17 protein-coding genes are annotated in these 24,079 nt (G+C 71.3%); 4 read left to right on the forward strand and 13 right to left on the reverse strand.

The genetic code is table 11. The features are described from left to right. Positions 1 to 18 precede the first annotated feature (18 nt). From HZZ00_RS28280 to HZZ00_RS28310, 7 genes are all read right to left on the reverse strand, one after another. A complete protein-coding gene (locus HZZ00_RS28280) occupies positions 19 to 1,989 on the reverse strand; it encodes an FAD/NAD(P)-binding domain-containing protein (RefSeq protein ID WP_180329092.1) in 1,971 nt (656 codons plus the stop codon). Positions 1,990 to 2,020: 31 nt separating this feature from the next. Next, positions 2,021 to 3,067 (reverse strand): 2-oxoacid:ferredoxin oxidoreductase subunit beta, encoded by a 1,047-nt coding sequence (locus HZZ00_RS28285; RefSeq protein WP_180329093.1) that lies wholly within the window; start codon positions 3,065 to 3,067, stop codon positions 2,021 to 2,023. Then, the gene (locus HZZ00_RS28290) at positions 3,060 to 4,958 is read right to left on the reverse strand and encodes a 2-oxoacid:acceptor oxidoreductase subunit alpha (RefSeq protein WP_374028567.1); all 1,899 of its coding nucleotides are present in this window, start codon (positions 4,956 to 4,958) and stop codon (positions 3,060 to 3,062) included. Before HZZ00_RS28290 ends, HZZ00_RS28285 begins: the two co-directional genes overlap by 8 nt. 2 nt (positions 4,959 to 4,960) lie before the next feature. Then, on the reverse strand, positions 4,961 to 6,388 hold the full coding sequence (locus tag HZZ00_RS28295) for a methylaspartate mutase (protein WP_180329095.1): 1,428 nt from the start codon (positions 6,386 to 6,388) through the stop codon (positions 4,961 to 4,963). Then, positions 6,385 to 6,819 (reverse strand): cobalamin-dependent protein, encoded by a 435-nt coding sequence (locus HZZ00_RS28300; protein ID WP_070025973.1) that lies wholly within the window; start codon positions 6,817 to 6,819, stop codon positions 6,385 to 6,387. The genes HZZ00_RS28295 and HZZ00_RS28300 overlap by 4 nt, the downstream gene beginning before the upstream one ends. 57 nt (positions 6,820 to 6,876) lie before the next feature. Beyond that, positions 6,877 to 8,097, reverse strand: a complete 1,221-nt coding sequence (locus tag HZZ00_RS28305; protein ID WP_257585428.1) for a stearoyl-CoA 9-desaturase — start codon at positions 8,095 to 8,097, stop codon at positions 6,877 to 6,879. A gap of 217 nt (positions 8,098 to 8,314) precedes the next feature. Next, complete coding sequence (locus HZZ00_RS28310) at positions 8,315 to 8,644, reverse strand: helix-turn-helix transcriptional regulator (protein WP_180329096.1); 330 nt, start codon at positions 8,642 to 8,644, stop codon at positions 8,315 to 8,317. 375 nt (positions 8,645 to 9,019) lie between these two features. Here HZZ00_RS28310 and HZZ00_RS28315 point away from each other — a divergent pair, with 375 nt between their 5' ends. After that, on the forward strand, positions 9,020 to 12,991 hold the full coding sequence (locus tag HZZ00_RS28315) for a type I polyketide synthase (protein ID WP_180329097.1): 3,972 nt from the start codon (positions 9,020 to 9,022) through the stop codon (positions 12,989 to 12,991). A gap of 254 nt (positions 12,992 to 13,245) precedes the next feature. Further along, positions 13,246 to 13,797, forward strand: a complete 552-nt coding sequence (locus HZZ00_RS28320) for a TetR/AcrR family transcriptional regulator (RefSeq protein ID WP_257585430.1) — start codon at positions 13,246 to 13,248, stop codon at positions 13,795 to 13,797. 106 nt (positions 13,798 to 13,903) lie between these two features. Here the strand turns inward: HZZ00_RS28320 and HZZ00_RS28325 are convergent, their stop codons facing one another. From HZZ00_RS28325 to HZZ00_RS28335, 3 genes are all read right to left on the reverse strand, one after another. After that, positions 13,904 to 14,806, reverse strand: a complete 903-nt coding sequence (locus HZZ00_RS28325; protein ID WP_180329099.1) for an ADP-ribosylglycohydrolase family protein — start codon at positions 14,804 to 14,806, stop codon at positions 13,904 to 13,906. A 12-nt stretch (positions 14,807 to 14,818) separates the two neighbouring features. Further along, complete coding sequence (locus HZZ00_RS28330; RefSeq protein WP_180329100.1) at positions 14,819 to 15,478, reverse strand: histidine phosphatase family protein; 660 nt, start codon at positions 15,476 to 15,478, stop codon at positions 14,819 to 14,821. A gap of 146 nt (positions 15,479 to 15,624) precedes the next feature. Further along, entirely contained in the window at positions 15,625 to 16,230 is a 606-nt protein-coding gene (locus HZZ00_RS28335; protein ID WP_180329101.1) for a YdbC family protein, read from the reverse strand. 150 nt (positions 16,231 to 16,380) lie between these two features. On the opposite strand from HZZ00_RS28335, the gene HZZ00_RS28340 reads away from it, so the two are divergent. Then, positions 16,381 to 16,914, forward strand: coding sequence for a TerD family protein (locus HZZ00_RS28340; RefSeq protein WP_180329102.1), 534 nt, complete (start codon positions 16,381 to 16,383; stop codon positions 16,912 to 16,914). A gap of 84 nt (positions 16,915 to 16,998) precedes the next feature. Here HZZ00_RS28340 and HZZ00_RS28345 read toward each other — a convergent pair whose 3' ends face one another. Both HZZ00_RS28345 and nrdR read right to left on the reverse strand, forming a co-directional pair. Further along, on the reverse strand, positions 16,999 to 19,893 hold the full coding sequence (locus tag HZZ00_RS28345; protein ID WP_180329103.1) for a vitamin B12-dependent ribonucleotide reductase: 2,895 nt from the start codon (positions 19,891 to 19,893) through the stop codon (positions 16,999 to 17,001). Positions 19,894 to 20,055: 162 nt separating this feature from the next. Further along, complete coding sequence (nrdR, locus tag HZZ00_RS28350; RefSeq protein ID WP_180329104.1) at positions 20,056 to 20,616, reverse strand: transcriptional regulator NrdR; 561 nt, start codon at positions 20,614 to 20,616, stop codon at positions 20,056 to 20,058. A gap of 563 nt (positions 20,617 to 21,179) precedes the next feature. Here nrdR and lexA point away from each other — a divergent pair. After that, positions 21,180 to 21,959: a transcriptional repressor LexA gene (lexA, locus tag HZZ00_RS28355; RefSeq protein WP_070025981.1), complete on the forward strand. Its 780-nt coding sequence runs from the start codon at positions 21,180 to 21,182 to the stop codon at positions 21,957 to 21,959. A 94-nt stretch (positions 21,960 to 22,053) separates the two neighbouring features. On the opposite strand, the gene HZZ00_RS28360 is transcribed toward lexA, so the two are convergent. Beyond that, positions 22,054 to 24,039: an ATP-dependent DNA helicase gene (locus tag HZZ00_RS28360; protein WP_180329105.1), complete on the reverse strand. Its 1,986-nt coding sequence runs from the start codon at positions 24,037 to 24,039 to the stop codon at positions 22,054 to 22,056. Positions 24,040 to 24,079: the final 40 nt, after the last annotated feature.

Here is a 24,079-nt window from a genome sequence, read left to right on the forward strand (position 1 = left end):
GCCGTCTCCTCGGGGGTGTCAGCCGGCCAGCGGGACAGTGGTCGCCGTCTCGCGGCGGGCCGCGTCGTCGGCGTCGAGCCGGGCGAGCCGCGCCATGCCCTGGCGCAGGCACGAACGGGCGATGGAGTCGCCCTGGAGCAGCGTGCGGGAGTTGACGTGCGGACGGGCGCCGATGGCCGTGACCCACTGCACGGACTCGACCGGCGGGCCGTAGCTGAAGCGGGCCGGGTGCGGGGTGCCGTCGCCGCGCACCACCTGGAACGTCGACTCGGTCACGTCCAGACCGCCGGTCTCGTACCCTCCGCCGTCGGCGTCCGGGATGAAGTGCGCCCGGCACTCCCCCGCCGCGCGCAGCGAGGCGAGCAGCGGATCGGTGGCCCGGCGGACGTCGGTGAGCGGCAGATGCGCCTCCACCAGCGCGGTGGCCCGCACCTCGGTGCCGGGCACGTCCGGGGAGGAGGCCAGGAAGACGCCGTCGTCCTCCTCGGCGCTCACCTTCATCCGGGGGCCGAGCGGTTCGACGATCCCCGCCCGCACCAGCGCCAGCAGCTGGGCCACCCGGGTGGCCGGCGGGCCGCTGGCCGCGTAGTTGTTCAGGCCGCTGAACCAGCGGTCGATGTGGTCGCGGTACGAGGCGCCGCTGATGCCCTGGTGGGAGATGACCGCCCGCACCTCCTCGCGCAGGTCGCGCATCACCGCGGCGGCCGCCTTCACCGCGCTGCGCTCCGGGCCGAGCCTGGAGTGCCGCAGGTCCTCGGCCAGTTGGGCGGTGATCCACTCCCGGAAGGCGGCCTGTCCCGCGAAGCCGATCCCGTCCGCCGGGCGGTCCAGGCGCTTCCAGTCGAACCTCAGCTCCGGGTCGGGCACCAGTTCCTCGATGAGCCGCTCCATCCGGGGGCTGCCCCAGCTCAGACCGGGGAACTCGGCCACCAGCCGGGCGTGTCCCTCGGGTGCGGTGTCCTTCAGCAGCGCCCGGTAGTACACCCACGCGACCTCCTTGGCCACCAGCGGGAACAGGTCCCGCAGGAAGTCGGTGCGCCCGGTGCCGGCGCCGAGCCGCAGCTCGGCTATCTCGGTGGCCGTGATGAAGTCGGGCTTGTAGCGGGGTACGACCTCCTGTTTGATCTCCGCGCGGGCCCGGTAGGGCATGCCGCGCCCGGAGCCCGCGTACATCACCGGCTCCTCACCGCTGGGCAGGTAGCGCAGGCCGTCGCCCTCGGTGACGAAGTGGCCGCCGCGGCCCTCGCTGAGCAGGATCATGTAGTCGTAGAAGTTGAGGCCGAGCCCGCGCACGATGACCGGCTCACCGGCCGTGACCCACGAGAGGTCCGCCTCGGCGGGGCTGTTGGGGGCCACGTAGTGCAGTCCGTGCCGGGCCGCGAAGTCGATGAGGTGCTGCTCGCGGGTGGTGGGCGCCACGTCGTAGTGGCCCTGGGCGAGCACCACGGCGTCCACTCGCAGCGGCAGGTCCTCGCCCTCCAGCCGCACCTCCTGCATCCCGTCCGGGGACTCCGTGACGGAGACCGCCCGGGTCTGGTGCACGCTGACGGACACCCCGGCCGGGGCGCGCTCCACGATGTGCCGGAACGACCAGCCCAGGTACTCGCCCTGGAAGGCGCGGGAGGCGTACGACCAGGCCTCCATCTGCGCGGCCTCGGCCTTCGCCTCGTCGCTGACGTCGGTCACCAGGCCGTCCGCGACCATCCGGGCCCACTGGTACTGGGTGGGGCCGGGGGTCAGCGGCCCCTCGCAGGTGACGGTCTGGTCGGTGAAGACGGTGACGTCGCCGGCGACGGTGTTCATCAGCAGCTCGCGCGGCTGGTCGAACTTCCAGACCCGGCCGCCGCCGACCGGGTAGGGATCGACGACGTGGACGTGGACGTCCTGGCCGGGGCTGAGCAGCGGTGCGTTGGCGCAGACGCGTTCCAGCGCGACGGTGCCCCGGGGGCCGGCGCCGACGATGCAGATGTCGATGGTGCGAGTGGACATTGCGGTCTCCCTGCGAAGTGGGTGGGCGGGGTCAGGCGAGGACGGTCCAGGTGTCGGTGCCGGTGAGGAGGTCGGTCAGGTCGCCCTTGCCGTGCCGGTCGACCGCGGCGTCCAGCTGGGCGTTGAGGGCGGTGTCGTAGACGGTCCGTTCGGTGTCGCGGAAGACGCCGACGGGCGTGGGATCGGTCAGCCGGGAGAGCGCGAAGGCGGTGGTGGGGTCGTGCGCCCCGCTGTCGTGGACGACGAGGTCCGCCTCGTTCTCCGCGGTCACGGTGACCACCTCCAGGCTCCCGGTCCGCGGGTCGCGGACGACGCCGCGCGTGCCGTCGGCGCCGAAGCGGATGGGCCGGCCGTGTTCCAGCCGGACCAGGGCCTCCTCGGCCCGCTGCCGGTCCTTGAGGGCGTCGAACGCGCCGTCGTTGAAGATGCTGCAGTTCTGGTAGATCTCGACCAGGGCGGTGCCCGGGTGCTCGGCGGCGGCGCGCAGCACCTGGGTGAGGTGCTTGCGGTCGGAGTCGATGGTCCGGGCGACGAAGGTGGCCTCGGCGCCGAGGGCCAGCGAGACGGGGTTGAAGGGGGCGTCGACCGAGCCCATCGGCGTGGACTTGGTGATCTTCCCGGTCTCGGAGGTGGGCGAGTACTGGCCCTTGGTGAGGCCGTAGATCCGGTTGTTGAAGAGCAGGATCTTGAGGTTGACGTTGCGGCGCAGGGCGTGGATCAGGTGGTTGCCGCCGATGGACAGCGCGTCGCCGTCGCCCGTGACCACCCAGACGGACAGGTCGGGGCGGGAGCCGGCGAGTCCGGTGGCGATGGCGGGGGCGCGGCCGTGGATGGAGTGCATCCCGTAGGTGTTCATGTAGTACGGGAAGCGGGAGGAGCAGCCGATGCCGGAGACGAAGACGATGTTCTCCCGGGCCAGGCCGAGTTCGGGCATGAAGCCCTGTACGGCGGCGAGGATCGCGTAGTCACCGCAGCCCGGGCACCAGCGCACCTCCTGGTCCGACTTGAAGTCCTTGGCCGTCTGCCTGGCCTCGGCCTTGGGGACCAGTTGCAGCAGTCCGCCCGCGGTGTCAGTCATCGATGGCCTCCTTCAGCGCCGTGGCGAGCTGCTCCGCCTTGAACGGCATGCCGTTGACCTGGGTGAGCGCCCGGGCGTCCACCAGCCAGCGGGCGCGCAGCAGTTGGGTGAGCTGGCCGAGGTTCATCTCGGGCACGAGCACGGTGCGGTAGCCGGACAGCACGGTGCCGAGGTTGGCGGGGAAGGGGTTCAGGTGCCGCAGGTGGGCCTGGGCGATCCGGCCGCCCTCGGCGCGCACCCGCCGTACCGCCGCGGTGATCGGCCCGTAGGTGGAGCCCCAGCCGAGGACCAGGGTGTCCGCCGCGCCGCCGGGGTCATCGACGGTGACATCGGGCACGGCGATGCCGTCGATCTTGGCCTGTCGGGTGCGGACCATGAAGTCGTGGTTGGCCGGGTCGTAGGAGATGTTGCCCGTGCCGTCCTGCTTCTCGATGCCGCCGATGCGGTGCTCCAGGCCCGGGGTGCCCGGCACCGCCCAGGGGCGGGCCAGCGTCACCGGGTCGCGCAGGTACGGCCAGAACTCGCCGTCGTGGTTGGGTTCGGTGGCGAACGGCACCCGCAGGTCCGGGAGTTCGCCGGGCTCCGGGATCCGCCAGGGCTCCGAGCCGTTGGCGAGGTATCCGTCGGACAGCAGGAACACCGGGGTGCGGTACGTGAGGGCGATCCGGGCGGCGTCCAGGGCGGCGGTGAAGCACTCGCCCGGGGTGGCCGGCGCCACCACCGGGACCGGCGCCTCGCCGTTGCGGCCGTACATCGCCTGCAGCAGGTCGGCCTGCTCCGTCTTGGTCGGCAGACCGGTCGAGGGGCCGCCGCGCTGGATGTCCACGATGAGCAGCGGCAGTTCCAGGGACACGGCCAGCCCGATCGTCTCCGACTTCAGGGCGACGCCCGGACCCGAGGTGGTCGTCACCGCCAGCGAGCCCCCGAAGGAGGCGCCCAGCGCGGCACCGATCGCGGCGATCTCGTCCTCCGCCTGGAAGGTCCGCACGCCGAAGTTCTTGTGCTTGCTCAGCTCGTGCAGGATGTCGGAGGCCGGGGTGATCGGGTACGAGCCGAGGAACAGCGGGAGTTCCGCCTGGTGGGAGGCGCTGATCAGGCCGTAGGACAGGGCGAGGTTGCCGGAGATGTTGCGGTAGGTGCCGGGGGTGAACGCCCGGCTCGCCGGGGCGACTTCGTAGGAGACCGCGAAGTCCTCCGTGGTCTCGCCGAAGTTCCAGCCCGCGCGGAAGGCGGCGATGTTCGCCTCCGCGATCTCGGGGCGCCGTGCGAACTTGGTCCGCAGGAAGCGTTCGGTGCCGTCGGTCGGCCGGTGGTACAGCCACGACAGCAGGCCGAGCGCGAACATGTTCTTCGCCCGCTCCGCCTCCTTGCGGGTCAGCGGGAAGCCGGTCAGCGCGCCCACCGTCAGCGTGGTCAGCGGCACCGGGTGCACCGTGAACGCGGCGAGCGAGTCGTCGTCCAGCGGCGAGCCGTCGTACCCGGCCTTGGCCAGGTTGCGGGGCGTGAACTCGTCGGTGTCGACGATGATCTCGGCGCCGCGCGGCAGGTCGCCCGTGTTCGCCTTCAGGGCGGCCGGGTTCATCGCCACCAGCACGTCCGGCGCGTCACCCGGGGTGAGGATGTCGTGGTCGGCGAAGTGCACCTGGAACGAGGAGACGCCGGGCAGGGTGCCCGCGGGGGCACGGATCTCCGCCGGGAAGTTCGGCAGTGTCGACAGGTCGTTGCCGAACGACGCGGTCTCGGAGGTGAACCGGTCCCCGGTGAGCTGCATCCCGTCACCGGAGTCGCCCGCGAAGCGGATGACCACCCGGTCGAGGGTCCGGGTCGTCTTGTGGTCCCCGGTGTCTTCGGCGTGCTGTTCCCGCGGCGGCGCGGCGGGTTCCGCGGCGATGGTCACGACGTCCCCTCACGGTCGCTCTCCCCGAACAGGGTGAGGAAGTAGTTGATGTCTCCGGTCAGATCCGCCAGCAGGGAGCCGAGTCCCGGGTCCGCGCCGTCGGCCTCGGCGCGGCGCAGCAGTTCGTCGTTGCGGCGCAGCGCGCGCCGGGACAGGGGCAGCGAACCGGCGGACAGATAGCGGATGGCGCCCTCCGCGTCCCGCTTCGGGATGATCTCCGACTTCGCGTACCGGCTCGCGCTGAACGGGATGTCCAGCGTGCCGTGCTCCAGCGCCTGCCCCACCGCGGCCTTGAGGTCCGGCTGTTCCAGCAGGGGTTCGACGATGTCGGCGACCTCGGCGAGGATCCACTCCTGTTCCTCGGCGACCCGGTCCGCGTCCACCGCGACGAAGTCCAGCAGCGGGGAGTTGGCGCGGGCGGCCAGCCGCAGCCCCTCGACGTTGGCGCGGGTGTCGGGGATGCCGTACGCCTCCTGGTAGGTCTTGGTGATCAGCTTGGAGGCGCCGCCGAGCCGGGCGACGAGCGCGCCGTAGAAGATGAGGTCCTCGGCGTGGCCGCGGCCCCTGGGGAAGACGCCCATGAACTCGTGGAACACGGCGTGCACCTGGACGCCCTCGGGCAGGTAGCGGCGGGCCAGCAGCGGGATGGTGCGCAGCGCGGCCACGTCCTGCACCAGGTGGCCGCTCTGCGGATAGGCCACCGAGATGCAGCGCACCCCGGCCCGGGCGGCCAGCACGGCCTCCACCACGCTGATCGCGAGGCTGATCGACGGCGGGACCAGGACGGCGGTCAGCGTGCCGAACAGCTCCCGGTCGATGATCAGCCCGAGTTCGGCGAGCCGGCCGCACACCCGGTCCACGTCCTCCCAGGCGGCGAGCGACTCCGCGACCGGCACGGCCTTGGAGTAGGGCAGGTTGTAGGAGATGCCGCCGCCCTCGAAGGAGGTGATGCCGGAGGCCACCGAGACGTCGAAGAGGGCGCGGGCGTCGGGCGAGCCGTGGCGGATCTCCAGCGGCGCCGCGACGGCTTCGTTGAGGTCCCGGCCGCGCTGCCAGCCGTGGGTGACCAGCGGGTAGCCGTTGAGGTCCCGGGGGTCGCGGTTGAGGGTGCGCAGCGCCTGCTCGAACCGCTTGAGGCGGGTGTGCGCGTCGATGGTCAGGGTCAGGATGTCGGGCGCCGCCTGGGCCTCCAGGTCCCGCAGCAGGGCCTTCATCTCCTCGTGGCCGCCGACGCCGCAGCGCGGCTGGATCGCCACGCGGCCGGACTCGCGGGCGTCCTGGAGCACCTGGGCGGCCGTGGGCTTGCCGAGGGACGCGACGTAGGCGACGGATTCCTCGAGCGGCGGGAGGGACTCGGCGCCGGGGACGCCGCGGGGGGCCTCCCCGGCGCGGTCCGCGCCGAGGAGGACGATCTTGCTGCTCATGACACGGCCAGCAGCGGCTCGGCCACCGGGCGGGTGGCGCGCAGTTCGTCGAGCACGGCGGGCAGGGCGGCCGGGTCGTTCACGATGCGGTCGACGCCGAGCCGGTAGAGCCGCTCCAGGGCGGCGGGGTCCTTCTTGCTGCCCACCGAGAGGTTGCCGCCGACGATGACGGGGCACCGGATCGCGCCCTCGGCCTTGGTGGCGGCAAGGTCCCGGAGGTCCTCGTGGATATGGCCGTTGAGACTCCCGATGACCACCGCCTCGGCATCGGGATGCTCCCGGCAGGCTTCCGCGAACTCCTCGACCGGGGTGCAGGTGCCGAGATTGACGACGGTGTAGCCGATGCCGCGAAGGGCGTGGGCGATCAGGTGGTTGGCCACGGCGTGTGCGTCGCTCGCGGCCACGCCCAGAATGATCTTCCGCTGCTGCATGAGGGCTCCTGTGGGTGGAGGTGGCGGGTGGTGCGGGTCTCGGGTCGGTACGGGGCCTCAGTCGTCGAAGGCGGCGAAGAGCTCGCGCTTGCTCACGTGCGGGAGCCGGGCGATGTCGTACTCGGCCGGGTCCGCGACGGCCAGGGAGTCGAAGACGTAGTTGATGGCGGGGACCAGTCCCCACACCTCGTGGTACTCGGGCCAGCCCTTGTGGCCGGCCTCGATGTCGCGCTTGCGGGCGAAGAGGTAGTCGGCCCACTCCCGGCTGGAGGGGTAGCGGTGGTGGTAGTCGTGGACCACGGTGTCGCCGGTGAGCACGAGGTAGCGGGTCGGGGCGTGCACGAACAGCATGCGCAGCGCCCAGCGGACCCAGGCGAGGGCGCGGCGGCCGGCCGGCAGCGTGGCCGAGGGGGCGGGTTCACCGATGAAGATGGCGTTGGTGAGACCGGCGAAGTAGTCGCGGCCGCGCCGGACTTCGGTGCCGGCCACGGGGAAGGTGTGCTTGACGCACAGCCGCAGGGTGTTGCTGACCTGGAACAGCGGCAGCAGCGGCACGAACCACGCGAGCAGCAGGGCCGGCCAGGTGCCGGTGGCGATGGTGGCGGTGGCCAGAGAGGTGTAGAGCACGACCGCGGCGACCCGCTCGCTGCGGGCGGCGGTGCTCCAGAAGGAGCGCACGCGGGAGACGGAGAAGGCCAGGTGGAAGCGCGGGGAGAGGAGCTTGCCGACGACCCGGCGCCACATCTGACGGCGCGTCATCCCGGGGCTCAGTTCGAGGCTGACGAGGAATGCCTGCACGGTGGGGTCCCGCAGCGTCATGTGGTGGGCGGCGTGGTGGTCGCTGACGTGCTCGCGGCTGTAGCGCTCGAAGTTCTGGATGACGAGCAGGCTGGAGATGGCCCGGCCGATGACGGTGTCCAGGCGGCGGCGCCGGTACATGTTCCGGTGCGAGCACTGGTGGTAGACCATCATGCGCAGGTTGCGCAGGCCGTGCAGGGTGAGCGCCCAGCCGGGCAGCAGGGCGAGGAGCCACCAGCCGCCGAGCGCCCAGGCGGCCGAGCCGACGGCGGTGCCGGCGAGCATCGCGAACACCGCCGCGGCCAGGTGGAAGGTCGGGGTCCACGGCAGCCCGGTCTGCTCCGACAGCGGCTTGCCGGTGAAGACGGTGAGCGGGTACTGCAGGAAACCGGGCAGGGCCCGCATGGTTTCCCGTGGATCGGCGGGGTCGGGTGCGCCCTCGGCACGGGCGCTCCTTGTCTCGACATCGGTGAGGGACACGCGTCATCTCCTTGTTCGGGGAGTGGGCGTTCAGGCAGCGCAGGACGAAATGGCTGCGGAATTCCGCGCGGGAATGGGAAAGTGAACTTCGCCGACGGCGTGCTGCACACGGTGCCGCGGCAAAGCGGAGGCCAGCAGGGCATGGTGAACCCCCTGGCCGCCACGGGGACGGCTCAGCCTCTCCGGCGCGATCCGGAGCGGTGCGCCGGGAACTTTTCTATCCCGCGCGGCCCTGGCTGTGAATTGGACTTTCGTTCATGACGCGGTAGGCGTGGGCGACGAGGCCCGCCTGCAGCCTGGATTCCACCCGGAGTTTGCTCAGCACTTGGGCGACATGCGCCTTGACGGTGCGTTCGGTCACCCGGAGCCGGGCGGCGATGCTGCGGTTGGAATGGCCGGCGCCGAGCATCAGGAACACCTGGCGCTCGCGCACGGACAGGTGGACGACCCCGGCCAGCGCCTCGGACCAGTCCGGCAGTACGTCGATGGGATCGGTGCCGTCGTCGGCGTACGCGACGGCTCTGGACCTTAACGGTGCGTCGGACATCACTGCTCCCCCGTCGTGCCCTGGTGATCATTTATGAACGACAACACAAGAGTAGACTGACATGCATAAGAAGACGCAAGTACAAGTATTCGGTGACCTGGATCACAGTCAAGAAGGAAGAAATCCGGACAGACACCTACCAACCAGCCCACGTCGTCTCGCGTTTCGGGACAGATTCTGAGACGCAGTTATGAGCCTCTGGGTCAATCTTGGTTGGGGGTGTAAGTTTGCATCGCACTTGCACCGCGCACCTCAACCCGCCTTGTCCGCTTCCGGGCGAGGCGGTCGTGTTTGTTCCCAATCGGCTCTGATCGAAGGTGAACGTACGTGGAGCGCTTCTCATGCGCAGGTGGCACTCCCATTGCCGTCATCGGTATGGGATGCCGTTTCCCCCGGGCCAACAGCACCGGCGAATTCTGGGATCTCCTCATGGCCAACTCCGAGGCCGTGACCCGGATTCCCGAGGACCGTTTCAACATCGACGACCATTACTCCGGCCGGACGCCCAGCCCCGGCAAGACCGTCTCCCGCGACGGCGGTTTCCTCGACGACGCGTTCTCCTTCGACGCGGGATTCTTCGGGATATCCCCGGTCGAGGCCAAAAGCATGGACCCCCAGCAGCGCATCCTGCTGCACGTCGTATGGGAGGCCCTCGAATCGGCGGGAATCGCGCCGTCCAGTCTGGCCGGTTCCCGTACCGGTGTCTTCGTGGGCCAGGCCACCGCCGAATACGGTGAATCCGGGCAGCCGGCCGAAGGGCCCGGCGTCCGCGACACCGTGGGCGGACGGCTGCGCGCGGTCACCGCCGGCCGGGTCTCCTACGCGCTCGACCTGCGCGGACCGAGCCTGGTGCTGGACACCGCGTGCTCCTCCTCGCTGGTGGCCGTGCACACCGCCCGGCAGAGCCTGCTGACCGGCGAGAGCGGCCTCGCGATCGCGGCCGGCGTCAACATCATCGTGTCCCCGCAGGACTCCATCGCCTACTCGCAGGGCGGCATGCTGTCGCCGGACGGGCGGTGCCGGTTCGGGGACGCCTCGGCCGACGGGTTCGTGCGCAGCGAGGGCGTCGGCGCGGTCGTCCTCAAGCCGCTGCCCGACGCGCTGCGCGACGGCGATCCGGTGCTCGCCCTGCTGCTCGGCAGCGCGGTCACCAACGACGGCCAGGGCAGCGGACTGCTGCTGAAGCCCTCGGTGTCCGGGCAGGCCCAGATGCTGCGCGACGCCTGCCACAGCGCGGGGATCGAGCCCGCCCAGCTGGACTACGTCGAGGCGCACGGCACCGGGACGCCGACCGGCGACACCGTGGAACTGCGCGCGCTGGCGGAGGCGACGGGCGGCGAACGGCCCCTGCGCTGCGGCTCGGTGAAGACGAACATCGGGCACGCCGAGGCCGCCGCCGGCATCGCCGGGCTGATCAAGGCGGTGCTGATCGCCCGCCACGGCGTCATCCCCGCCTCGCTGCACCTGACCGACCCGCACCCGCTGCTCACCGGCGAGCGGCCGGCCGTCTCCGTCGTCACCGAGAACACCCCGCTCGACAAGGCCGGTCCCCAGGCCCTGTTGGGCGTCAGCTCCTTCGGGCTGTCCGGCACCAACGCCCACGTCGTGGTCGGCGAGTTCGTCGACGACCGGCGGCCGGCCGAGCCCGTGGTGCCCGCGGTCCCCGGCCCCCGCCTCCTGGTGCTCTCCGCCCGCTCGGCCGCGGCCCTGCGCCGCCTGGCCGGCGCCTACGCGGACCACCTCGGCCCGGGCGGCGCGGGCCGCGACCAGGCACTCGCGGACATCTGCGCGACCGCGGCGACGCGCCGCGACGCGGGCCCGCACCGGCTCTGGGCCACCGGCACCTCGCACGACGAACTCGCGCAGGTGCTGCGGGCGTTGGCGGCGGGCGAGCAGAGCCCGCACGGCGGCGTCGGCGAGGCGGGGTTCAGCGGTCCGCGGCGTGCCGTCTTCGTCTTCTCCGGACAGGGCTCGCAGTGGCTCGGCATGGGCCGGGACCTGCTCGCCTCCAACGAGGCGTTCCGGACCACCCTGCGCGCCTGCGACCAGGCCGTCCGCGAGGAACTCGGCTGGTCCATCGAGGAGTTGCTGACCGCGAACGCCGATCGCTTCCCCGGCGGGGTGGAGATCGTGCAGCCCGCGCTGTGGGCGGTGCAGGTGGCGCTGGCGGCGGCCTGGCGGGACCTCGGCGTGGCACCGGAGGTGTGCGTCGGGCACAGCATGGGAGAGGTGGCGGCGGCCTGTGTCAGCGGGGCGCTGTCGCTGCGGGACGCGGCGACGGTGATCTGCCGTCGCAGCCGGCTGATGCGACGCGTGGCGGGCGGAGGCGCCATGCTCGTCGTGGAGTTGTCCGCGGACCGGGCCCGCGAGGCGGTCTCCCGGATCCCGTCGGTGTGCGTGGCCGCGGAGAACTCCCCCACCTGCACGGTGCTCGCCGGCGACCCGGAGGCCCTCGCCGAGCTGACGGCCCGGCTGGAGGCCGACGGGGTGCTGTGCCGGCTGGTGAACGTCGACGTGGCCTCGCACTCCCCCCAGATGCGCCCGCTGCACTCGGAACTGGCCGCCGAACTTGCCGGGTTGGCGCCCCGCGCGGCCGCCACCGAACTGTTCTCCACGGTCCGCCGCGCCGAGCTGGCGGGACCGGAACTGGATCCCGGCTACTGGGCGGACAACCTGTGCGAGCCGGTGCGCTTCCGGGAGGCGGTCTCCGACCTGACCGCCACCGGCACGGTGGAGAACGTCTTCCTGGAGATCAGCCCCCACCCGGTGCTCACCGCCTCGGTCGCCGAGACCCTGGCCCACGACGGCTCGCCCGGCACCGCCGTGCCCTCGCTGCGCCGCGACACCGACGAGACGGCCGAACTGGTGCGCGCGGCGGGCCGGTTCTTCGCCGCGGGCGGCCGGATCGACTGGGCGCGGTGGTACGGCCATCCGGTGCGGCCGGTGCCGCTGCCCCACTACCCGTGGGAGCGCACCGAGTTCCGGCAGGTTCCGTCCGCCCCGCGCCCGGCGCGGACCGTTCTGGAGGGCCGGGTGGAGCTGGACCGGTGGGGCTTCGCCGCGTGGGCGGAGCAGCTGACCGTGGCCGGGCTGACCGCGGTGCCGCCCGCCGTGCAGATCGCCGCCGTGCTCGACACGGCCGCCGAGAAGCTGCCCGGCACGATGTACGCGGTGCGCGACGTCCGGCTCGCCCCCGCTCCGGTCCTCCTCCCGGACCCCTCGGCCGCCGTGCTGGCCGTCGTTCTGGAGCGGGGCGGGGACGGATGGCGGGCGGTCGTCGAACTTGAGCGGCCGGACAGCGCCGAGCGGACCTTCTGCGCCACCGCTTCGCTCACCCCCGTGGACGACAGCGACGGCCGCCGGGCGCTCCGCGAGCTGGACGGTGCCCTGGCCCGCTGCCACACGTACCTGTCCGCCGCCGGGTTCCGGGAACTGGCCGGCAGCTACGGGCTGGAGATCGGCGAGACGTCCGGCGCGGTGGAGCAGGTGTGGCGCAGGCGCGGTGAGGCGGTGGCCCGGATCAGGCTCGCCAAACCGGCGCCGGGGCTGTGGGAGGCGGCGCTGCTGCCGCTGGTCGCGGCCTGGCCGCAGGCGCGCCGCGGCGAGGAGGACCGGGGCTTCGTGCCGACCGGCTTCGACAGTGTGCAGCTGTACGGCGAGCTGACGGACGACCTGTGGAGCCTGGCCGTCGTCGCCCCCGGATCCGACGCCCGGCAGGCGCGCGGCGACGTGCTGGTGCTCGACGGGGACGGGCGGGTGCTGGCGGAGTTCCGGGGGATCGCCCTGCGGCGCCCGGGGCGGCCGGCCGGCCCGGCGGCCTCCCTGGTGCGCGCGCTGCCGGCCCGGCTGGGCGCGCCCCGGCGCGGCCCCGCGCGTCCGCTGCTGTCCCGGTTCGCCACCATGATCCGGCCGCCGGCGGCCCGGCGGGCGCCGCGGCTCGGCGAGGCCCCGGCCCGGCCCGCGCCGCTCCGGGCGGACCACCGCGCCGCGGCCCCGACCGTGGTGCCGGCGGCCGGGGCGACGGCGGCCGGGGCGACGGCGGCCGGGGCGACGGCGGCGACGGTCGCGCCGGACGCGGCGACCGTGCGCGTGGACCCGGCGACCGTGCGCGTGGACCCGGCGGACGCGATCCTCACGGCGGCGTCCGAGGTGCTCGGGGTGGCCCGGGCCGACCTGGACCCGCGCCGCTCGCTGCGCGATCTCGGGCTCGACTCGCTCATGGCACTCCAGCTGCGCAAGCGGCTCCAGACCGGCTGCGGTGTGGAGATCACCGCGGGCCGGCTGCTGGGCACGGAGAGTCTGGAGCGGATCGTCCGGGGCCTCGCGGAGGCGCCCACGCCCGTGTGACCCGTCCGGCAACAGGCTCCGGGGCCGTCACGTCCAACTGGCGTGACGGCCCCGGCACTTATCCGGAAATGATACTCGCCCCCATAGTTAGACTGTGGTATAAAAATCAATGTCAAAGCCTAGACGCTACTCAGCGTTGTCAGCCCCGTGAAGCGGAGATGAACATGGCTCCTGGTCCGTCAGGCGGGACGCAGTCGCCCGGTCGACGCGAACGCAACAAACAGCGCGTCAAAGAACGCCTCTACACATCCGCGTTGTCCCTGTTCACCGAACAGGGCTACGACCGCACCTCGGTCGACGAGATCGCGGAACGCGCGGATGTCGCCCGGGGGACGTTCTTCAACTACTTCCAGCGCAAGGAAGACGTCATCAGTGCCTGGGGGGAGGAGCGGCGAACCAAATTGCTCACTTATCTGGAACAGGAAGACGTCCACGGTTCGCACGCCGTCGCCCAGCTGGTGCGATGTATGTCGGTGCTGGCCCGGATCAACGAGGAGGAGCAGGAGGTCACCGCGGCCATGCTCTCCGCCTGGGTGAAGGCGGGCCGGCCGCTGAGCGAGGAACCGTACGTCGCCGAGATATTCGCCGACATCGTCGCCTCCGGCACCCGCTCCGGTGAACTCGACCCCGACCTCGTGCCCGAGCGCGTCGGCAATCTGCTGCGCGACGTCTACTTCGGCGCCCTGTACCGCTGGTCCCAGCACGCCCACAACGAGCGGCCCGGAGAGCTGGACGACGAGTTGCAGGCGGTGCTGAAGGTGCTTCTGCACGGCATCGCCACCGTGGAGCACGCCCACCACGTCTGACGGGACGGGCGCGCGACAGCCGGTGAGATCCCCGCCGTACCCGGGGAGCCCGGGCCGTCGCGACCGAGCCGGACCCCCCACACCGGCCCCTCCCGGCCGTTGTCCGTCACAGCTCCCGCGGCACCCAGTCCGGCAGTGCCTCGGCCCGCCGCGTCCACTCGGCGGGCGGCGCCGCCTTCCCCGCCGCGAGCACCCCGCCCACGATGGCGCAGGTGGTGTCCACATCGCCGCCGACCCGGGCCGTCGTCCAGAACGCCGCCTCGAAGTCGCCGAGGCACCGCGCGGCGGACCACAGCGCGAAGGGCACGGTGTCATGGGCCGTCCTGCGGCGCCCGCACCCCAGTACCGCGGCGACGGTGGTCGCGTCACCGTAGTCGAGCATGTCCCGGGCACGGCGCAGCCCCTGCCCGACCGCGCTCTTCGGCACGAGCGCGATGACGCCGTCGAGCAGCTCCCCCGGTCCGGGCGGACCGTCCGGCGCACCGGCCAGCGCCGCGGCCGCCGCCACCGCCATGGCCCCGACCACCGCCTCCCGGTGCTGGTGCGTGGGATAGGCGGAGATCTCCGCCTGATGGGTGGCCTGCTCCGGATCGTCCGCGTACCAGGCGCCCAGGGGCGCGGTCCGCATCGCCGCGCCACTGCCCCAGGACCCCCGCCCGTGGAAGAGCGCCGCGGCGGGCCCGCGCCAGTCCTCGCCCGCGCGCACGAGCGCCAGCAGCCGGCTCGCCGTGGCGCCGTAGCCCCGGTCCGGGTCGTGGTGATCGGCGAAGGAACGGGCCAGGGCGTCCTGGTCGACGCGCTGGTGGGCGGCGAGCACGGCGAGGACGGAACAGGCCATCTCGGTGTCGTCGGTCCACCGCCAGGGCCCCGGCGGCAGCTCGCGCCGCTTCAGCAGGGCGTGATGGGCGGGCACGAAGAACTGGGCACCCAGGGCGTCCCCGACGGCCAGTCCGCGCAGGCTCGCCAGGGCGCGCTCATGGCGTCCACGGAGTGAGAAAGGTGCGGTCATGGCTCTGCCACTCTATCCGGTGGCCCAGTCCGGCACCGGCTCACGCCAGCGCTCGAAGGGCCGGTCGAGGGTGTACTTGCCGTCGTCGCCGAGCAGCAGCATCCGCATCTCGGCGTTCCCGGGGTTGGACAGCGACTCGAACTCGGCGACCGTCCAGTGGAACCAGCGCATGCAGAACAGCCGCATCGCCAGTCCATGGGTCACCAGCAGCACGTTGGGCGGGTGGTCCGGCGCCTCGAAGCTGCGGAAGAGGCTCTCCAGGAAGCCGCCGACCCGGTCGTAGACGTCGGCCCCGGACTCGCCCTGCGGGAACCGGAAGAAGAAGTGGCCGTAGGCGTCGCGGTAGGCCTTCTGCAGCCGGACGTCGTCGCGGTCCTGCCAGTTGCCCCAGTCCTGCTCGCGCAGCCGGGGTTCCTCGCGCACGCGTATGAGGTCGGGGTCGAGCTGGAAGGCGCGCAGTGTCTCGTGGGTACGGCGGTACGGCGAGACGTACACGCTCACGCGCTCCGGGCCGAACAGCTCACGGAGCCGTTTGCCGGTCTCCTCGGCCTGCCGCCGGCCGCGCTCGGTCAGCGCCAGGGCGTGGTCCGGCTCCCGCTCGTACACGGAGTCGTCGATGTTGCCCGTCGACTCGCCGTGCCGGACAAGAACGATGCGCCGTGGTCGTGCCATGCCAAAACCCTAGATCGAGCGACGCGCGGGCGGGCACCCGGACCGGGCCCATACAGCGTAGGTCACAAGTTTGATTTTCCAACCAGCTCGGTTGGAATTCCGGACCGACCTCCCGCCGACAAGGCCGGCAGGAGGGAGCGGCTCGCTCACACCGTCCAGGACGGCTCCATGTCCACGATGTCCCCGGTGAGCGCCGCGATGTCCGCCTCGGTCTGGGCGCGCAGCGCGAGCCGTTCCACCCGTTCGGTGCGGTACTTGCCGTGCTCGGCCGCCGCCCGCCACATCGAAAGGATCAGGAACTCCTGCCCGGGCGCCTCGCCGAACATCCCGCGGATCATCCCCGGCGAGCCCGCAACGGCCGGGTTCCAGACCTTCTCCTGCATCAGCGTGAAGTGCTCCACCCGCTCCTCGTGGACCCGGCAGTGGGCCAGCCTGAGCAGATCGGCGTCGGTGAACCGCGGCTCGAAGCCCGTCTTCACGTCGAAGCGGTACTCGAACAGCTTGACCTGGGCGTCCTTGAACGTGCCGGACTGGGCCGCCGCCAGCCGGTCGTGCGAGCGGGCCATGAAGGAGTCGTAGAAGGCACGGCTCTCCCAGAAGGCGACGATGTGCGCCACGCCCGGCCGATGCCGGCTCCATCCTCCGCCCTGTCCCCGGAATCCCGGCTCACCCAGAAGCCCCGCCCATTTCCGCTGCCCCCGCTCGAACCCCCGGCGGTCCACCACGGTGCAGCGAATCCACTTGACCAGCACCGCGCCATCGTAAGGCCACCGGACGTGGCGCCGGTCACGCTCCGCGGGAGTTCGCCCGCGCGCACACCCCCGTGTGCGTGGCACGATGGGCAAGCATCCCCGACCTCAGGGGAGTTGGGGACGACGTGCCCACAGGGAAGGGGAGGCCCGGTGACCGGATTCAGCAAGGGACTGCACAAGGTCGAGGTCGCGCTCAAGTGGGACCCCAGTCCCACCGGACAGGCGCCCACCGACCTCGACATCATCGCCGCGACGTTCGAGTCGCGCGACGCCTACGGCGCTCCGGCGTATCTGGTGCACTTCGACAGCCGTTCGCCGGACGGCACCATCTTCCTCAACCGGGACAGCACCGACGGCCGCGGCTTCGGCTGGGACGAGGTCATGACCCTGGAGCTGGACCGGCTCAGCGAGCGGTACACGCGCGTGGTGGTGGGCGCCGTCATCCAGCAGCAGCCCGTACGCCGTACGTTCGGCGAGGTGCTGAACCCGGCCATGCGCGTACGGGAGGGCTACACGGTGCTGTCCGAGGACGACTTCACCTCGGTCCGCGACGCAACGGCGGCCACCCTCGCGGAGTTCGTGCGCAACGAGGCGGGCGAGTGGAACTTCCGGCCGGGCGTCCACGGCTTCGACGAGGACCCGGACACGTTCACCCATGTCATGGGGCGGGCCCACCAGTCCTGAACGACACCTGGTGCACGTGTGAGGGGCGCCGACCGGTGGTCGGCGCCCCTCACTTCAGCGCTTCAGCGCCTCAGCGGCAGTCCGTCAGCTGCAACCGCTGGTGGAGCCGCAGCCCTCGCAGATGTAGCAGGAACCGGCGCGCTGCATCTTCGTACCGCAGGAGAAGCACAGCGGGGCGTCGGCCTGGATGCCCAGCTGCATCTCGACCAGCTCGGCGCTGGTGTGGGCCTGCTTCGGGGCGGGCTTGGCCGCCTCGGTCTCGGCCTTCGGCGCGGCGACGGCCTTCAGCTCCTGGGCACGCGGCGCGGACTGCGCCAGGCCCTCCACGTCGACCTCGTCGTCGGCCGGCTCGTACGAACCGGTCTCCAGGTGACGCTGGCGCTCCTCGGCGGAGTGGATGCCGAGCGCGGAGCGGGTCTCGAAGGGCAGGAAGTCCAGCGCCAGGCGGCGGAAGATGTAGTCCACGATGGACTGCGCCATCCGCACGTCCGGGTCGTCCGTCATACCGGCAGGCTCGAAGCGCATGTTGGTGAACTTCGAGACGTAGGTCTCCAGCGGCACGCCGTACTGGAGGCCGACGGAGACGGCGATGGAGAAGGCGTCCATCATGCCGGCGAGGGTGGAGCCCTGCTTCGACATCTTCAGGAAGACCTCGCCGAGGCCGTCGTCCGGGTAGGAGTTGGCCGTCATGTAGCCCTCGGCACCGCCGACGGTGAAGGACGTGGTGATGCCGGGACGTCCCTTCGGGAGGCGCTTGCGGACCGGACGGTACTCGACGACCTTCTCGACCGCCGTGCGGATCGTGTCCTCGGCCTTCTCGGTGATCTCGGCCTTCTCGTCCTTCTTCTTGGCGGACAGCGGCTGGCCGACCTTGCAGTTGTCGCGGTAGATCGCGAGCGCCTTGACGCCGAGCTTCCAGGCCTCGAAGTAGATCTCCTCGACCTCCTCGACGGTCGCCGTCTCCGGCATGTTGACCGTCTTGGAGATGGCGCCGGAGATCCACGGCTGGATCGCGGCCATCATGCGGACGTGACCCATCGGGGAGATGGCGCGCTCGCCCATGGCGCAGTCGAACACCTCGTAGTGCTCCTGCTTGAGACCGGGGGCGTCGATCACATTGCCGTTCTCGGCGATGTGGGCGACGATCGCCTCGATCTGCTCCTCCTGGTAGCCCAGGCGGCGCAGGGCCTGCGGGACGGTGCCGTTGACGATCTGCATCGAGCCGCCGCCGACCAGCTTCTTGAACTTCACCAGCGCGAGGTCGGGCTCGACACCGGTGGTGTCGCAGGACATCGCCAGACCGATGGTGCCGGTCGGGGCGAGGACGGACGCCTGGGAGTTGCGGAAGCCGTTCTTCTCGCCGAGGCGCAGCACGTCCTGCCATGCCTCCGTGGCGGCGGCCCACACCGGGGTGTCCAGGTCGTCCATGCGCACGGCCGTGCCGTTGGCGTCGGCGTGCTGCTTCATGACGCGCTTGTGGGCGTCGGCGTTGCGGGCGTAGCCGTCGTAGGTGCCGACGACCGCGGCCAGTTCCGCGGAGCGGCGGTAGGCCGTGCCGGTCATCAGGGAGGTGATGGCGCCGGCCAGCGCGCGGCCGCCGTCGGAGTCGTACGCGTGACCGGTGGCCATCAGCAGGGCGCCGAGGTTGGCGTAGCCGATGCCGAGCTGGCGGAAGGCGCGGGTGTTCTCGCCGATCTTCTGGGTCGGGAAGTCCGCGAAGCAGATCGAGATGTCCATCGCGGTGATGACCAGCTCGACGACCTTCTGGAACCGCTCGGTCTGGAAGGACTGGTGGCCCTGGCCGTCGTCCTTGAGGAACTTCATCAGGTTCAGCGAGGCCAGGTTGCAGGACGTGTTGTCCAGGTGCATGTACTCGCTGCACGGGTTCGACGCGGTGATCCGGCCGGACTCGGGGCAGGTGTGCCAGTTGTTGATCGTGTCGTCGTACTGGATGCCCGGGTCGGCGCAGGCCCAGGCGGCCTCGGCGATCTTGCGGAAGAGCGCCTTGGCGTCGACCTCCTCGATGACCTCACCGGTCATCCGGGCGCGCAGCCCGAAGTTGCCGCCCTCCTCGACCGCCTTCATGAACTCGTCGTTCACCCGGACCGAGTTGTTGGCGTTCTGGTACTGGACGGAGGTGATGTCGTCCCCGCCCAGGTCCATGTCGAAGCCCGCGTCGCGCAGGACGCGGATCTTCTCCTCCTCCTTGACCTTGGTCTCGATGAAGTCCTCGATGTCGGGGTGGTCGACGTCGAGCACGACCATCTTGGCCGCGCGGCGGGTGGCGCCACCGGACTTGATGGTGCCGGCGGAGGCGTCGGCGCCGCGCATGAAGGAGACCGGGCCGGAGGCGTTGCCGCCGGAGGACAGCAGCTCCTTGGAGGAGCGGATGCGGGAGAGGTTCAGGCCGGCACCGGAGCCGCCCTTGAAGATCATCCCCTCTTCCTTGTACCAGTCGAGGATCGACTCCATGGAGTCGTCGACGGACAGGATGAAGCAGGCCGAGACCTGCTGCGGCTGCGCCGTGCCCACGTTGAACCACACGGGGCTGTTGAAGCTGAAGATCTGGTGCAGGAGGGCGTAGGCCAGCTCGTGCTCGAAGATCTCGGCGTCGGCGGGCGAGGCGAAGTACTTGTGGTCCTCGCCGGCCTTCCGGTACGTCTTCACGATGCGGTCGATCAGCTGCTTGAGGCTGGTCTCGCGCTGCGGGGTGCCGACGGCACCCCGGAAGTACTTGCTGGTGACGATGTTGACCGCGTTCACCGACCAGAATTCGGGGAACTCGACGCCACGCTGCTCGAAGTTGACCGAGCCGTCGCGCCAGTTGGTCATGACGACGTCACGGCTCACCCACTCGACCTCGTCGTACGGGTGTACGCCGGGCGTGGTGTGGATGCGCTCGATGTGCAGTCCCTTGTTTCCCGCCTTGCCGCCCTTGGCGCGGGAACCTCGTGCCGGACCGCTCGCCGTCTCTGTCATGCCGCCTCCCTGTACGGGCAAAAACGCCCTGAAGTGCCCCGTTTGTTCCCGTGGCACGGTGTTCTGTCATGTGTCGCGGGCACCCTCAGCTGCCGCCCGCAACAGGTCTTCGGTTGCCGCCTCGCGGCAGGAGTCCGGGCCCTCTCCCGGTCTCCGCACCGCTCAGTCGGCGGCGTGCGCGGGTTCGGGGACCTGGCCGGCCCCGCCCGTCCCGCGCTTGTCCTCCCGGCATCCCGCCGCCGTGTCCGTCTCGCCGTCCTCGTCCGCCGCGGGACCCTGCGCCGTCTGCCTCAGTTCCGCGATCGCGGCCTCGAAGTCATCGAGCGAGTCGAACGCCCGGTAGACCGAGGCGAACCGCAGATAGGCGACGAGGTCGAGCTCCTGCAACGGGCCGAGTATGGCCAGGCCCACGTCATGGGTGGTCAGCTCGGCGCTGCCGGTGGCCCGCACCGCCTCCTCGACCCGCTGGCCGAGCTGGGCCAGCGCGTCCTCGGTGACGGGCCGCCCCTGGCACGCCTTGCGCACACCGTTGATGACCTTCGTACGACTGAAGGGCTCGGTGACTCCGGACCGCTTCACCACCATGAGCGAGCACGTCTCCACGGTCGTGAAACGACGGGAGCAGTCGGGGCACTGGCGGCGCCTGCGGATCGACGTGCCGTCGTCGGTCGTACGGCTGTCGACCACGCGGCTGTCGGGGTGCCTGCAGAAGGGGCAGTGCATGATCTCCAACCCTCCTCACAGCAGACTCGATGGCCTCACGAGTCCCACGGGCCCCGCGAAGCAGCCCTAAGCATAGGCGATCGTAGAGCCGCCCCCGACCGGGGGGACCACAACTTGTGGGCTGCTGTAGCCATCCAACCACTACATGTGGGGATCGACTCATTCTTCGAGGCCGGATCGCGTGTCGCGCGGGAACGGCCGCCGCAAGGGCGGCCGGAAGGACACGCGGGCGCGCGTCCGTACCGCTGTGACGCTTACGGAGATACGGTGGGCGCCGCACGGAGGATGCGTAGGACTCCGGCGCAGAACGGCCCCCTGGTCCCGGCGGGCCGGGCTCCGGATGGCAGACTGGGGAAGCACCCACGAGGTCGGCAACCCCGGCGGGGCAGACCATCAACGTACAACAGAGAACGCTTTTGCCCGCCCGGTGCCGCGTCAGCCCATACACCGAAACACACGATCGCAACAGGTGAATCGCTGTTTTTCACTCGAACGTGTGTTTGGCGCAACCTTTCGAAAGCAACTACCGTTGTCCAGCAGGGAGACCATCGAGAGGGGCCGACGTGACCACCACCGCAGACAGTGCCACCATCACCGCCCAGGACCGCTCCCAGGGCCGAGTCGAGCCGGTACACGCGATGAACGAAGCCGCGAATCCCGAGGGACACAAGCGCTCCCTGCCGGGCCGACCTCCAGGCATCCGGGCTGACAGCTCGGGGCTCACGGACCGGCAGCGCCGGGTGATCGAGGTCATCAGGGACTCGGTGCAGCGGCGGGGCTACCCGCCGTCGATGCGGGAGATCGGCCAGGCCGTCGGCCTCTCCAGCACCTCCTCCGTGGCACACCAGCTGATGGCACTGGAGCGCAAGGGCTTCCTGCGCCGCGACCCGCACCGTCCGCGCGCGTACGAGGTGCGCGGCTCCGACCAGGCCGTGTCCGTGCAGCCCACGGACACCAGCGGCAAGCCCGCCGCGTCGTACGTCCCGCTGGTCGGCCGGATCGCCGCCGGTGGCCCGATCCTCGCGGAGGAGTCCGTCGAGGACGTCTTCCCTCTCCCCCGCCAGCTCGTCGGCGACGGCGAGCTGTTCGTCCTCAAGGTCGTCGGCGACTCCATGATCGAGGCGGCGATCTGTGACGGCGACTGGGTCACCGTCCGCCGCCAGCCGGTCGCCGAGAACGGCGACATCGTGGCCGCCATGCTCGACGGCGAGGCCACCGTGAAGCGCTTCAAGCGCGAGGACGGCCACGTCTGGCTCCTCCCGCACAACGCGGCCTACGAGCCCATCCCCGGCGACGACGCCACCATCCTGGGCAAGGTGGTCGCCGTACTGCGGCGCGTGTGACGCCCGCGGCGAGCGGACCCCGCTCGCCCTCCCTGACCGGGCCCCGGAACCCCTGCGCCGGTTCCGGGGCCCTGCCTTGTGCCGCGGGCCCCGCTCACTCGGCTCCCGCGGCCTCCGTCTGCTTCGCCGCCGCGTCGATCGCCGCGAGCGACCTGCGCACCTGGTCGCGGTCCGTGGTGTACCAGAAGTCCGGCAGCGAGGCCTTGAGATAGGAGCCGTACCGCGCCGTGGCGAGGCGTTGGTCCAGTACGGCGACCACACCCCGGTCCCCCGAGGCGCGCACCAGCCGGCCGGCGCCCTGCGCCATCAGCAGGGCGGCATGGGTGGCGGCCACCGCCATGAAACCGTTGCCGCCCGCGTCCTCCACCGCCTTCTGCCGGGCGCTCATCAGCGGATCGTCGGGACGCGGGAACGGGATCTTGTCCATGACGACCAGCTGGCAGCTGGGTCCGGGCACATCGACGCCCTGCCACAGCGACAGCGTGCCGAACAGGCAGGTCCTGGGGTCGGCCGCGAAGTTCTTGATCAGCTCGCCGAGCGTCTCCTCGCCCTGGAGCAAAATCGGGTACTCGGGAATGCGCGAACGCAGCTCCTCGGCGGCGAGCTGGGCCGCGCGCATGGACGAGAACAGCCCGAGGGTGCGGCCACCGGCCGCCTGGATCAGCTCCGTCAGCTCGTCGAGCATGTCGCCCCGCTCGCCGTCCCGCGCGGGCCGGGCCAGGTGCTTGGCGACGTACAGGATGCCCTGTTTGCGGTAGTCGAACGGCGAGCCGACGTCGACGCCCTTCCACTGCGGCAGGTCGTCGCCCTCCATGCCCTCCGGGCCGAGCCCCAGCGAGGCGCCGACGCCGTTGAAGTCGCCGCCCAGTTTGAGCGTGGCGGAGGTGAGGATCACGGCGCGGTCGGCGAACAGCTTCTCCCTGAGCAGGCCCGAGACCGACATGGGGGCGACGCGCAGGGAGGCGCCGAAGCGGTCGTGGCGTTCGTACCAGACGACGTCCCACTCGGAGCCGTTCAGCACCCGTTCCGCCACGTCGTGGACCGTCTCGACCGAGGCCAGGGCCTGCTTGCGGACGGCGTCCTCGTCCTGGACCGACTTGTCACGGGTGGCGCCGATCGCGGAGATCACCGTACGGGCGGCGTCCCGAAGCGTCATCAGGGCGTACCCCAGGTCCTCCGGGATCTCCTCCAGCCGTCCGGGCAGCGCCAGCTCCATCAGCCGCTCGAAGCCCTCGGCGGCGGTCTGCAACTGGTCGGCGGCCTTCTCGTTGACGAGCTTCGCGGCGCGGCGCACGGCACGGTTGACCTGGCCCGGGGTCAGCTCGCCGGTGGCGACGCCGGTGACCCGGGAGACCAGTTCGTGTGCCTCGTCCACGATCAGCACCTCGTGCTGGGGCAGCACCGGGGCGCCCTCGATGGCGTCGATGGCCAGCAGCGCGTGGTTGGTGACCACCACCTCGGCGAGCTTGGCGCGCTCCCGGGCCGCCTCGGCGAAGCACTCGGCGCCGTACGCGCACTTCGTGGCGCCGAGGCACTCCCGCGAGGACACCGACACCTGCGCCCAGGCGCGGTCCGAGACGCCCGGGGTGAGGTCGTCGCGGTCACCGGTCTCCGTCTCGTCCGACCAGTCCCGCAGCCGCAGCAGGTCCTGGCCCAGCTTGCTGGTGGGCGCGGCGGCCTCGAACTGGTCGAAGAGGCCGTCCTCCTCGTCCTGGGGCATGCCCTCGTGCAGGCGGTGCAGGCAGAGGTAGTTGGAGCGGCCCTTGAGCATCGCGAACTCCGGGCGGCGGCGCAGCAGCGGATGCAGGGCGTCCACGGTGCGCGGCAGGTCGCGCTCGACCAGCTGGCGCTGGAGCGCGAGCGTGGCCGTCGCCACGACCACCCGTTCTCCGTGCGCGAGCGCGGGCACGAGGTAGCCCAGCGACTTTCCGGTGCCGGTGCCGGCCTGGACCAGCAGATGGGATCCGTCGTCGATCGCCTCGGCGACCGATTCGGCCATGGTCACCTGGCCGGGGCGCTCCGTGCCGCCGACGGCGGCGACGGCGGCATGCAGGAGTTCGGAGAGTGAGGGCTTCGTCATAGCCCGACCAACCCTACGGCCCGGCACCGACAAACGGATG

Origin of the sequence: Streptomyces sp. NEAU-sy36 (assembly GCF_013423905.1) — a bacterium.
GTDB classification, from domain to species: Bacteria; Actinomycetota; Actinomycetes; order Streptomycetales; family Streptomycetaceae; genus Streptomyces; species Streptomyces misionensis.

What these genes read in the sequence shown, in the direction of transcription:
- HZZ00_RS28280 (WP_180329092.1), bottom strand. Translation starts at nt 1,989, where the DNA reads ATGTCCACTCGCACCATCGACATCTGCATCGTCGGCGCCGGCCCCCGG.
- HZZ00_RS28285 (WP_180329093.1), bottom strand. Translation starts at nt 3,067, where the DNA reads ATGACTGACACCGCGGGCGGACTGCTGCAACTGGTCCCCAAGGCCGAG.
- HZZ00_RS28295 (WP_180329095.1), bottom strand. Translation starts at nt 6,388, where the DNA reads ATGAGCAGCAAGATCGTCCTCCTCGGCGCGGACCGCGCCGGGGAGGCC.
- HZZ00_RS28300 (WP_070025973.1), bottom strand. Translation starts at nt 6,819, where the DNA reads ATGCAGCAGCGGAAGATCATTCTGGGCGTGGCCGCGAGCGACGCACAC.
- HZZ00_RS28310 (WP_180329096.1), bottom strand. Translation starts at nt 8,644, where the DNA reads ATGTCCGACGCACCGTTAAGGTCCAGAGCCGTCGCGTACGCCGACGAC.
- HZZ00_RS28315 (WP_180329097.1), top strand. Translation starts at nt 9,020, where the DNA reads ATGGGATGCCGTTTCCCCCGGGCCAACAGCACCGGCGAATTCTGGGAT.
- HZZ00_RS28325 (WP_180329099.1), bottom strand. Translation starts at nt 14,806, where the DNA reads ATGACCGCACCTTTCTCACTCCGTGGACGCCATGAGCGCGCCCTGGCG.
- HZZ00_RS28330 (WP_180329100.1), bottom strand. Translation starts at nt 15,478, where the DNA reads ATGGCACGACCACGGCGCATCGTTCTTGTCCGGCACGGCGAGTCGACG.
- HZZ00_RS28345 (WP_180329103.1), bottom strand. Translation starts at nt 19,893, where the DNA reads ATGACAGAGACGGCGAGCGGTCCGGCACGAGGTTCCCGCGCCAAGGGC.
- nrdR (WP_180329104.1), bottom strand. Translation starts at nt 20,616, where the DNA reads ATGCACTGCCCCTTCTGCAGGCACCCCGACAGCCGCGTGGTCGACAGC.
- HZZ00_RS28360 (WP_180329105.1), bottom strand. Translation starts at nt 24,039, where the DNA reads ATGACGAAGCCCTCACTCTCCGAACTCCTGCATGCCGCCGTCGCCGCC.